At 62.4% G+C, this 11,961-nt stretch carries 7 protein-coding genes; 4 read left to right on the top strand and 3 right to left on the bottom strand.

Annotated features, from left to right (window positions below):
- A partial coding sequence (locus HUK82_RS02465; RefSeq protein WP_176612446.1) for a transglutaminase family protein occupies nucleotides 1-1,701 on the top strand: 1,701 nt, incomplete at its 5' end.
- 40 nt (nucleotides 1,702-1,741) lie between these two features.
- On the opposite strand, the gene HUK82_RS02460 is transcribed toward HUK82_RS02465, so the two are convergent.
- The 3 genes from HUK82_RS02460 to HUK82_RS02450 form a co-directional block, all read right to left on the bottom strand.
- Nucleotides 1,742-3,133, bottom strand: a complete 1,392-nt coding sequence (locus tag HUK82_RS02460; protein ID WP_176612445.1) for an amino acid permease — start codon at nucleotides 3,131-3,133, stop codon at nucleotides 1,742-1,744.
- The gene (locus tag HUK82_RS02455) at nucleotides 3,130-5,106 is read right to left on the bottom strand and encodes an NAD(P)/FAD-dependent oxidoreductase (RefSeq protein WP_264802206.1); all 1,977 of its coding nucleotides are present in this window, start codon (nucleotides 5,104-5,106) and stop codon (nucleotides 3,130-3,132) included. Before HUK82_RS02455 ends, HUK82_RS02460 begins: the two co-directional genes overlap by 4 nt.
- Before the next feature lie 125 nt (nucleotides 5,107-5,231).
- Nucleotides 5,232-7,547, bottom strand: coding sequence for a TonB-dependent receptor (locus tag HUK82_RS02450; protein ID WP_264802205.1), 2,316 nt, complete (start codon nucleotides 7,545-7,547; stop codon nucleotides 5,232-5,234).
- A 410-nt stretch (nucleotides 7,548-7,957) separates the two neighbouring features.
- Here HUK82_RS02450 and HUK82_RS02445 point away from each other — a divergent pair, with 410 nt between their 5' ends.
- From HUK82_RS02445 to HUK82_RS02435, 3 genes are all read left to right on the top strand, one after another.
- Nucleotides 7,958-9,388, top strand: a complete 1,431-nt coding sequence (locus tag HUK82_RS02445; RefSeq protein WP_176612443.1) for an aldehyde dehydrogenase family protein — start codon at nucleotides 7,958-7,960, stop codon at nucleotides 9,386-9,388.
- Nucleotides 9,389-9,420: 32 nt separating this feature from the next.
- A complete protein-coding gene (locus HUK82_RS02440) occupies nucleotides 9,421-10,710 on the top strand; it encodes an NAD(P)/FAD-dependent oxidoreductase (protein ID WP_176612442.1) in 1,290 nt (429 codons plus the stop codon).
- An 85-nt stretch (nucleotides 10,711-10,795) separates the two neighbouring features.
- Nucleotides 10,796-11,956 (top strand): MFS transporter, encoded by a 1,161-nt coding sequence (locus HUK82_RS02435; protein WP_176612441.1) that lies wholly within the window; start codon nucleotides 10,796-10,798, stop codon nucleotides 11,954-11,956.
- Nucleotides 11,957-11,961: the final 5 nt, after the last annotated feature.

Genomic DNA, 11,961 nt, shown 5'->3' with positions numbered 1-11,961 from the left:
CGACGCTCCGCGACGCCGTATGGCGCGGCACGGCCAGACAGCGTGGCACCGGTCGCACCGGCCGCCGACCCGCGCCCGATGCCCATGCTGTCGGACCTGCCGGCGCTGCCGCCCTATCCGGTCAGCAAGCCCTGGCGCCTTTCCACTGACTCGGCGTTTCAGGACAACCTCCTCCGTCTCGACCGCGAGGAGCCCGATGTGGTTCGCACCGCCCTGACCGTCGAGGCACGGGGCGGGGTGCTTCACGTGTTCCTGCCGCCGCTCTATGCCGTGGAAGACTGGCTTGATCTGTGCGCCTGCGTCGAGGCCACGGCCGATGCCCTGGGCCGAAAGGTGGTGCTGGAAGGGTATCCGCCCCCGCGCGATCCGCGTCTGCTGTCGTTTTCGATCACGCCCGATCCGGGTGTCATCGAGGTGAACATCCACCCGGCCAGCAGTTGGGACGACCTCGAACGTCGCTCACGCGAGCTTTATGACGAAGCGCGCTCTGTCGGCCTGATTGCCGAGAAATTCATGCTGGACGGCCGTCACGTCGGCACGGGCGGAGGCAATCACATCGTCATGGGCGCCACCCGGGCGGAGGACAGTCCCTTCCTGCGCCGCCCCGATCTGCTGCGCTCCTTCGTCAGTTTCTGGCATAATCATCCGTCGCTTTCGTTCCTGTTCAGCGGCCTGTTCATCGGGCCGTCGTCGCAGCACCCGCGCGTCGACGAGGCACGGCAGGATGCCCTGGCCGAACTGGAGATCGCCTTCGCGCAACTCGACCGCGAAGGCACCACGCCACCCTGGCTGACCGATCGCCTGTTCCGCAATCTGCTGGCCGACATGACCGGCAACACCCACCGCACCGAATTCTGCATCGACAAGCTCTATGCGCCGGAGAGTGCGTCCGGGCGTCTGGGTCTGGTGGAGTACCGCGCCTTCGAAATGCCGCCGCACCACCGGATGGCGGCCGCGCAGACCCTGCTGATGCGCGCAGCCCTGTCAGCGTTCTGGAAAAACCCCTATCGCCGACGGCTTGTGCGTTGGGGAACGCGTCTGCATGACGGTTTCATGCTGCCGCACGTCGTCGAGCAGGATTTCCGCGACGCGATCGCGGAGCTACAGGCCCTTGGCGCCCCGCTGCAGGCCGAGTGGTTCGCGCCACACCTCGCCTTTCGCTTTCCCGAAATCGGCACGGTCAGCACCTCGGGCATCAGCCTCGCGCTGCACAACGCGCTGGAGCCGTGGCACACGCTGGCCGAGGAACCCGGCATCGGTGGCACCGTGCGCTATGTCGACAGTTCCGTCGAACGGGTGCAGGTATACGTGGAGGGGTGGGTTGATGAACGCTACGTCCTGACCTGCAATGGCCGGACGGTTCCGCTGACGGCCACGGATCGTCAAGGGGACTACGTCGCCGGCGTGCGCTTCAAGGCATGGAACCCGCCCAGCGCGCTGCATCCGACGATCGGCGCGCACACGCCGCTGGTGTTCGACATCGTCGATGGCTGGACCGGCCGCAGTATCGGGGGCGCGACTTACCACGTCGCGCACCCGGGCGGCCGCAATTACGAGACACGACCGGTCAACGCAAACGAAGCCGAGGCCCGTCGGCGTATCCGTTTCCTGCCGTTCGGCCACACGCCCGGTCCTATGACGCCACCTGCGGCCGAACGCGCGCTCGAGCAGCCACTGACCCTCGACCTGCGACGCGGTTGAGCCCAAAGGGTCACCCCGCCCCCGTGGGGGACCGACCCCATCAGGTCGCCAGAGCCCGCCGCCGCCGGGTCAGGCGCTCGACCAGCACGACCATCAGCATCGTCACGGTACCGGCGATCATCTGCGTGCGCGTTTCGGGATCGCCGAGCATGACCACGAACACGAGGCCAAGGAAGAACAGCGTCACGACCGAGAGCAGCGGAAAGCACCACATCGGCGCCGCCAGACGCTCGCCCCTCCGCTGGGCCTGAAAGCGCAGCCGCATATGGGCCAGCACGATCAACACATAATCGAACAGGACGAAGGTGCCCGTGCTGCCCAGCAGAAAATTGAACGCTGCCGCTGGCGACAGAATGCCGCCCAGTGCCACGACAAAGGCCAGCGCCGTCGCCGTCACGATGGCGTGGCGTGGCGTGCCGTTGGCGCTCAGACGGACGAAGAAACGTGGCGCGCCACGCATCTCCGCCAGTTCGAACATCATGCGCGAGGTAATATACAAACCTGAATTCAGCGCCGAGAAGCAGCCGATCAGGATCACGCCGCCCATCAGCACTTCAGCCCCCGGGATACCCAGCCTGTTCAACGCGGTCAGGAAAGGGGAGACGCCGGGGTGCACGTCGGTCCACGGGACGATCGCCAGGATCAGGCCGACGGAGATGACGTAAAAGGCGGCTATACGCAGTGCCACCGATCGAGTCGCACGTAGAACATTACCTGCCGGATCGTCGGATTCCACGGCCGCAATGGTGGAGGCCTCGGTTCCACCGATGGCGAACAGCACCAGCGGCACGGCAGCAACGATCGCCATCGCGCCGCGCGGAACCGGATGCAGGTTGACGTCCATCACATGGGACACGGCGACCCCATAAGGGGTCAATCCCAGAAGCCCGGCGATGCAGGCGCCGATGAACGCGACGATGGTCCCGACCTTCAGCAATGACAGCCAGTATTCGAATTCGCCATATCCGCGCACGGAAAACAGATTGATGCCGGTGACGAAACCCATCACCAGAATTTCCAGCGCCAGATACGGGATTGGCAGAGAGGGCCCGATCAAATTGGCACACGCCAGCGCTTCGACCGACACGACGCAGACCCACATGATCCAGTACAGCCACCCCGCCACGAACCCGGCCCCGTCTCCCAGACCACGCCGGATATGCGCCACAAACGACCCGGTACCGGGCGAGGCCATCGCCATCTCCGCCAGCATCCGGCAGATGAACAGCACGATCAGGCCGCCCACGGCATAGTCGATCAGGGCGCCCGGACCAGCCAGCGCCAGCGCACTCGAAGCCCCGACGAACAATCCGGAGCCAATCGTGCCGCCGATCGCGATCATCGCCACATGGCGGCCGCGCAGCGCGTGGGACAGGGAACCGCCTTCCGGCGCGCGGTCATGCGGCACGACCGGGCCTACGTCATCGTTCAACGATGCACCACAAACGGAAAAGTCGAACGTTCCAGCACTTCCTCCACGGCGCGATGCGCCTCCAGTATTGCGGCGTCGGTATGGGGACTGGCCGCCGCGTCCGAATTGGCGATCGAGACGCACCCGAACGGCTGCCGCGCCCGCACACAGGGCCTATCATCAGTCTCGGTAAAAACCCAGTCCAGCGGATCATCCAGAGAATTGTAGGTGTAGGCGTAACCGTGCGGCCAGCGGTTGACCGTAATGGCGGCGATGTCGCGGGCCGCGTCGAAGCCGCCCGGGCCGAGCATGCGCTGCAGCTGCCCCCTCACCTCTCGCTCGAACGTCGCGAAATCGAGCGAGAGCAGAAGGGACCGGGCGGCGCGATATTGCTCGCGCTTGGGCAGGCCGGGCTGCCCCATCGTCTTGATCATGCGGACCACGATCGGACGTGCCGGATCGTGCGGAGCCTGAACCGCGCCAATCTGCGCGGGCTCCATTAACGCCACTTCGTCGAAGAAACTGCCCGGGCATAAAATCTCCGACACGCGCAGACGCTCGAACGCGTGCCAGTTGCGAAGTGCCACATTGACATAGACAAGCGGCCCCTTGACCGCGTCCGACAGCGCCTTTTTCTGCGCCTCCGGCAGTTCGGGCATCATGTAGGGAATGACCATGTTCCAGCAGGCAAGAATGACCTGCCGCCCGCGCACGCGTGTCATCTGCGCCGGGTGCGCCTCGCCCGAGGGCGAATAGGTCAGGGCAACGGTCCCGCCTTTCGCCGGATCGCCATCGTGGGCGACATGCACGACCATCGACTTCAGCCGGACGCGCACCGCCGCACCCGGCCGATCCAGCGCTGTATAGTCGAGATGAGCGCCGGCCATCGCCTCCTGAGTGTTTGCCTTGGTCACGCCGGGCACGAGCGAGGCGATCAGCAGGCGCGCGATCGTCGCGTTTCCGTCGGGGAAGTGCACGTCCTCGCCGCTTTCGCGCTGGCGTCCATGCTGCCCGCCCGGCAGGTCGGACAAAAGCCCCTCCGGCGCCTCGCCAAGCCCGAGGCCGGAGAAACCGGGATAGCCGTACATCCACGCGAACAACGCCGGCAGCGCGTCGGCTCCGACACAGAAGACACCGCTCAATGCCTTTTGAAACAGCCAATACACACCGGGATCAACGCGCGCGACCGTCAGCAGGTAGTCCTTGTACGACATCGTCGCGAGCAGCGTCTTTTTCGCCGCAACGTCCAGAGCGCCAAGATAGTCCGGCTGCGCAGGGTCGATCAGGCGCAGCAGATCTGCCTTCGCGCGTGGCGAGAGCGGCATGCGCGCCACCATGTCCGCGTCGATAAATGACCAGTGCACGCCCCCCCGGCGCAGCGACGCGGACACCATCTCGTCCCGCCCCCATGTGGCGCTATCGAAAAAGACACCATGGGTCAGGCCATGTGCTTCATAGACCCGTTCGACCGGCGCGCAGTCCCGACGATACCGCGCCAGATCAATCCCGAGATCGTCCAGCAGTGTCCGGGCCCACCGGTTGTACCGGCCCGGCGATTCGATCTCGAGCGTGCCACCGTTGAGAACCAGTCGGGTGCCGTCCACATCGAATTCATTGCGTCGCGCATGTCCGCCGAAATCGTCATGGTTATCGAGAATCAGGATTTTCTTGTTCGAGCCAGCATATTTCCGATAAAAATGCGCCGCCGAGAGTCCGCTTATCCCGGCACCCACGATCACGAGATCATAAAGTTCGTCCACGTCCTGCGTGTGGTGCGACCCCAGCGCATGGTCTCGCAACGCATGCCCGGCCTCGAACAGACCCGGCGCGCTTCCGCGCATGCCGGTAAGGGCGGGGACATAAGGGCCACCAGAGGTGGCAGCGCGCGAACTCGTGAGAGGCGCCACACCCATTGTGGAAGCGACCAGAACGCCGTTAACAAAGTCCCGACGTGCGATCGAACGACCGCGACCTGATTGTGTATCGTCCTTCACCTGACCCCGTTCCGTCACGCCTACCGTTACTATCACGATATGATAAAAAATAACTCTTGCCTGATGAGACGGTGTCAGGAAAGGGCTCATTTTAAGCCCCGTTGTGTATACCTGCCGAGGGGCGATCAGAAATTGATGCCCAACCTGCCCCCCACAAAACGCGGCGGCCCCTGCACCCAAAAGAACGTCGTCGTCGTTTCCTGACCGGTTACATAATAGCGGCGATTAACAAGGTTCGAGGCATACACGGATATATACCAAGGGCCATGCATAGGCTTGAGCGTAAGGTGCGCCCCGAGCAGGAAATAAGGGGGAAGACGATAAGGCCCCAGGCCACCCGGCTGAAGAGCCTGCGAATCTCTATACATCCAGTCGATGCCGGGAGAGATCTGATACTTCTGGGAAAGGACAGGCTGGCGATATTCCGCGTCACCATTCAGCGTCAGTTTCGGCATCCCGCCGTCGACACCATTATAACTGCTGAACACCGCCGACCATGCCCCACTCTGCTTATACAGCGCATTCGTCGCGGAAAGATCGAGCGCCTGAAATTGCGTGAATTTCATACGCTGATAGCCGAGGTTTTCGTGCACATACACATGGGGAAGAGGGTGAATCTCAGCGCTGAATTCGACCCCCCATATTTCGGAGTGCGGTATATTCACGAACATACCTTCGGGTCCATAGTTGGGCACCAGGTAGTCGCTTAAAATTTGCTGATTATGATAGCTATAATAGAAGGCTGCCGCATTCAGGCGAATCTTGTTTGGCACGACATCAGCTTTTTCCCCGACTTCAAATGCCAGAACACTCTCCGGTTTTGTCGGCCGAAGCTGAGCCTGCACCGCCGTGTCATTCGCCGTAAAGGATCCGGGCTTATAACCTTTGCTTACTTTGAAATAAACCTGGAACTGCTGGATCGGTTGCCACTGCACACCAAGATGCCCCGAGAACTGATTGTAATTGCCACCTTCGTTATAGAACGACAGCCTTTCACTATTGATATGGACAGTTTCGAGATTGAGCAGTTGCCGGTCATCAGATTCGTGATTAATCCCACCAAGCAGACGAACACCATGCGGCAGTTTATAAGTCAGGTCGGCAAATTGTGAGAAAGCCTGTTGGTTTTGTCCATAGTGCGTATTAACCATGAATCGTCTATAGTCCGTAAAATCATAATAAAATGATTGCTTCATACGAACACGATTATAATATAAACCGACAACCCACTCAATAGGTGACTGCTTTTCTGACTCCATCCTCAATTCTTGCGAAAATACGTTTGCCTGTATATTTCGATACATATCGCCACCGCGATATACAGTTCCATCCTGATCCGTGTATTCAGATTCACGCTCCGCTTCATAAGCGCTGATGCTTTTGAGGGTCGCAAAACCAAGATCTCGACTCGCCTTAATATCGACGCCCCAGAGCATATTGTTCTCGCTGGGCTTCATAGTGGCACTGCGCCCCACAAGATGTGCGAACTGCGGCGACAGATCCCAGTTAGCCTGACGGCTTCCAAGCACCGGGGTTGGAAGCGAGGGATCCAGATTCAGGACGGGCTGTCCCACCACAACCTGCGACAGGTCCCTCATCCAGTGGCCTGTCAGCATAATGTCCGTCCTGTTGTCCGGCTGCCAGGCCAGCTTGCCACGTAACGCCCCTTCATTGGCGTCGCCCAGATGCGTATGGTTCTGCGGATCATACTGCCAGCCGCCACCATGCATGGTTTGTCCAGCCAGTCGGAACTGTACATTCCTCGCCAGCGGACCAGACACATAGACATCGGTAATACTGCGTGCATAGCTTGCGATATCTTGACGCGCTCCATAGTGCCACACCTTTGTCGGATCGGCTGTATGGATATGAATCTCGCCACCAGTGTCCGCAAGACCATGCGCGGTTCCAACCGGTCCGGGCACAATGTCCACGCTAGCCGTATCGAAGAGCATCCCCGACGTCATCGTGGACAGAGGAAACGCGACATCATCCATGTACATCATGACAGGCGATGTATTGTTCTGTGTGTAATCCTGAAGTCCAACACCACGAATATAGTAATTTACCGTTGCGGTTCCAAGCATACTCTGAGTCGTAACATTTGAAGCAAGAGACTGAAGACCAACGTTACTAACAATACCTCGAGAGATCAATTCAGCAGCAGTAATGTGCGTTGCGGCGTCCGGAACAGACTGTTCTTTGGCATGAAGGAATGCCTGCCTTTGCCCCATTACAGCGATGGCTTCGTCAGGTTCCGAAGGACCTGACGACGTGTTTTGAGCATAGGATTTTCGGGTTTTTCTGGAAGAGAATGGAATGCTCTGTTTTTGTTTGGAATTTTTTCCTACCACGAGGGGAACGGAGCTTCCGAAACTCTGTTTCACCGGCGTCAAAGACACAAAAACGGCCGACATCGACAACAAGGCAAGCCGAGACACTCTCTTTTTCGTGGATGACTGATCGGTCGGGAAGAATCGATTTATTAATTTTGATATCGTAATTATAGACATAAACTGACCCCTTCCACCGCCTAGCAAACACAGCATTCGCATAGCCTCAGCAGCACACCTCTGCCGCGAGAAATCAGAAAAAATCCTGCGATACCATCCCTATAGGACCACGGTTCGATCACTGCAAACACGTTTTGATACGATTCCGATATATTATGTATAGCCGCTTCCTCGACTGAATGGTCAACCGCTTGCCGCACACCCAAAGGGCCACCCTTGCATGGCGCGTCTCGGGCCAGTCATGCAGGCGCGACGCATACTGCCTTGGTGACGGATGGTTTCTATCCGTCATATTCCTGTGTATGACGTATCCTGTCTGTTTAGCTCTGGAGGTCTCCATGTCGCACTCACGGCAGTTCTACATCGACGGGACATGGGTCGACCCGGTTGGCGATCGCACACTCGACGTCATTAATCCGGCGACGGAAGAGACATGTGCGACAATCGCGATGGGAACGGCGGCCGACGTGGACCGTGCCGTTGCCGCCGCCAAGTCGGCGTTCGACAGTTGGAGCGCCTCGACGCGCGAGGAACGGCTGACGCTGCTGGAACGGATCGCTGCGATCTACAAGCGCCGCGCGCCGGAGATGGCCCAGGCCATATCGGACGAAATGGGCGCACCGCTCGATTTCGCGCTCGAATCCCAGGCCTATACCGGCACCGCCCATCTGGAAGCCATTATCGAGGCCCTGCGCGAGTTTCCCCTCGAAGAACATGTCGGAACCGCGCTGATCACGCATGAACCCGTGGGTGTCGCCGCCCTGATCACGCCATGGAACTGGCCGATGAACCAGATCGCCAGCAAGGTCGGCCCGGCAATCGCCGCAGGCTGCACGATGGTTCTCAAGCCAAGCGAGATCGCGCCGCTCAGCGGGCTTTTATTCGCAGAAATCATGCACGAAGCCGGCACGCCGCCGGGTGTTTTCAATCTCGTCAATGGCGACGGTCCCGGTGTGGGCGAGGCCCTGTCGGCCCATCCCGATGTCGCCGTGGTCTCCTTTACCGGCTCAACCCGCGCGGGCACCGCAGTCGCCCGGGCTTCGGCGGCGTCCGTCAAGCGCGTGTTGCAGGAGCTGGGCGGCAAGTCGCCCAACATCGTTCTGCGCGATGCCGACCTGCGTGACGCGGTCAGCCGGGGTGTGAAAAGCTGCCTCGGCAACAGTGGCCAGTCCTGCAATGCGCCGACGCGCATGTTCGTGCCGCGCGAATCCCTGCAAGACGCGATGGCCATCGCGGGCGAGGTCGCCGCGAGCGTGGTCGTCGGCGATCCCCGCCAACCGGGCAGCACGCTGGGCCCGGTGGTCAGCGAGGTTCAGTTCGACAAGATCCAGGGCCTGATCCAGGCGGGCATCGACGAAGGCGCCACACTGGTCTGCGGCGGCACCGGACGTCCGGAAGGACTGACGCGCGGCTATTACGTAAAGCCGACGATCTTCGGGAACGTGACCAACACCATGACGATCGCCCGCGAGGAGATCTTCGGCCCCGTCCTCGCGATCCTGCCGTATGATACGGAGGAGGAGGCCATTGCGGCGGCGAACGACACGCCCTACGGGCTGGCCGCCTATATCCAGTCCGGTGACATCAACCACGCCCGTGCGCTGGCACGCAAACTGCGTGCCGGAAACGTCAAGATCAACGAAACGGGCTGGAGCGCCCGTGTGCCGTTCGGCGGCTACAAGCAGTCCGGCAACGGACGCGAAGGCGGCAAATGGGGCCTGATCGACTTCCTCGAAGTCAAGGCGATCCTCGGGTACGACCCGTCCTGAACGGTGTTACCTCGCAGAACGGCAGATTTACCATGACCGAACCGCTGGGCGGCCCTTTTCCCTCAGGCGTCTACGACCTCACCGCTCCCGCACCGATCGCGACCCGTCCGCTTCATGGCGCGGCCCGCACCCGCACGGCGATCATCGGGGCAGGGATCACCGGCCTGTCGGCCGCACTGCATCTTGCCGAGAGCGGCCACGACGTGTGCGTGCTGGACGCGGGCTCGATAGGATGGGGCGCGTCGGGGCGTAACGGCGGTCACGTCAACCCGGGCCTGAAACTGCCGCCCAGCGACGTCGAACGGCGGTTCGGGCCAGAAGCGGGTGCGCGGCTGGTCAAGGCGGCGTGGGCGGCGCCGGACCTGGTCTTCGATCTGGTCGGTCGCCATGGCCTGTCGTGTGAGGCAAGACAGGGGGGCACGATCCGGGCCGCCACGGGGACCAGCCAGTTGATGCCGATGCAGGCGCTCATGGCGGAGTGCCTGACGCTAGGCCGCGATGTCGCATGGCTGGACACGGCCGCGATGCACGCCTCCACGGGAGCGCACTACGCGGGTGGCATGATCGATCGCAGCGGCGGTCAGCTCAACCCCCTCGCCTACAGCCGCGAACTGGCACGCGTTGCGACGGGGAAAGGCGCCGTCATCCACACGCACGCCCGTGCTTCGTCCCTGCGGCGCGAGGCGGGACGGTGGTTAATCGGTACGGCCGCCGGAACGCTGGCGGCCGAACACGTGGTCTTTGCCACCAACGGCTATACCGATCGCCTGTGGGACAGGCTCCGCCGCTCCGTGGTGCCCGTGTTCAGCGCGATCGTCGCCACACGCCCCCTGCCCGATGCGGTGCGGCGCGCCGTGATGGCCGACGGCCAGGTTCTGTATGAGGTCGGCCACATCACGACCTATTACCGCGTGGACGCGCAAGGGCGCCTCGTGTTCGGTGGCCGATCGGGCATGTCGCCAGCCAACGGCGTCGCCGCCTTCCCCACTCTGGTGCGACGCGCCTGCGAACTGTGGCCCATGCTGTCACCGGACGATTTCACGCATGGCTGGAACGGGCAGATTGCCGCCACGAGCGACCATTACCCCCATTGGCACGAGCCGATGCCCGGCATCTTCGCAGCCGTCGGCTACAACGGGCGTGGCGTTGCGATGGCGACACTGCTTGGCCGGGAGCTGGCGCGACGCGTTGGGGGAACCGCCGAACGCGATCTACTGCTGCCCCCCACACCGCTGAAACCCATTCGCGGCCACGCCGCATGGAAACTCGCCGTCGCGGCCAAGATCGCCGAAGGCCGCCTGCGCGACCAGTTCGATCTGTAGGCGTCAGCGCGTCCCGGCGCCACGTCTTCGCGCGGCGGCAGGATCGATCTAAAGTGCCGCTCCACATGTGTTGCGAAGGACCCGCATGAGCGCTCGCTTCCCCCTGTTCGCCCTCGCCGTCGGTGCCTTCGGCATCGGCACTACGGAGTTCGCGCCGATGGGGCTGCTGCCCGACATCGCCCGCGACCTTCATGTGCCGATCCCGACCGCAGGCATGCTGATCACCGCGTACGCCGTGGGCGTCATGGTGGGCGCGCCACTGGTCACGATCGGCGCGCGGCGCGTACCCAGACACGTGCTGCTGATCAGCATGATGGCCCTCTTCACCCTCGGCAATCTCGCGGCCGCAGCGTCCTCGAACTACGTGATGCTGATGGCAGCCCGAGTCCTGACATCGCTTGCGCACGGGACATTTTTCGGCGTCGGAGCACTCGTCGCCTCCAGCCTCGTGCCCCCTTCAAAGCGGAGCAGCGCGGTCTCGACCATGTTCATGGGCCTGACGATCGCTACCATCGGCGGTGTTCCACTGGCGACATGGCTGGGCGACGCGATCGGCTGGCGCACCGCCTTCGCCTGCATCGCGGTCATCGGCGCCGTGGCGATGCTGGCCGTCTGGACCGCCCTGCCGAAACTCGCGGCGGAATCGAGCGCGGAAGTCACCCAAGAAGTGCGGGTCCTACTCGGTTTTCCGGTGCAGATGGCCCTGCTGACCACGTCGCTCGGCGCGGGTGCGATGTTCACGCTCATGACCTACATCGCGCCGATCCTGCAAACCCTCGCGCATGCGTCGCCCGGGTTCGTGACCCTTATGCTTGCTCTCGTGGGCCTGGGCTTCACGGCTGGAAACTACGTCGGCGGCAAGATGGCGGACCGCTCCCTCACCGGGACGCTGGTCGGCTTCCTCGCACTTCTGTCAGCCCTCATGTGGCTCTACCCCCTTGTCATGGGCTCGCCCGTCGCGACGGGTGTCGTCACCTTCCTGTGGGGCGTGGCCGCCTTCGGTATCGTCCCGTCTCTGCAGACGCGCGTGATGACCGCGGCGGCCGGCGCTCCCACGCTGGCCTCGTCGGTGAACATCGGGGCCTTCAACTTCGGCAACGCTCTGGGGGCCGTGGTCGGGGGCGGCGTTCTCAGCGCGGGCGCCGGTTATGCCGCCATTACGCCCGCGGGTGGTCTGGTGTCCTTCGCATCGCTTCTGATCGTGATCGTCGGCCGCAACGCGCTCTCCGCACGCACCGCGTCCTGACGCCG

It is taken from the genome of Ameyamaea chiangmaiensis, from assembly GCF_013376175.1.
GTDB classification, from domain to species: Bacteria; Pseudomonadota; Alphaproteobacteria; order Acetobacterales; family Acetobacteraceae; genus Ameyamaea; species Ameyamaea chiangmaiensis.
The sequence above is the reverse complement of the archived record's forward strand: the minus strand, read 5'-3'. Positions and strand labels throughout refer to the sequence as shown.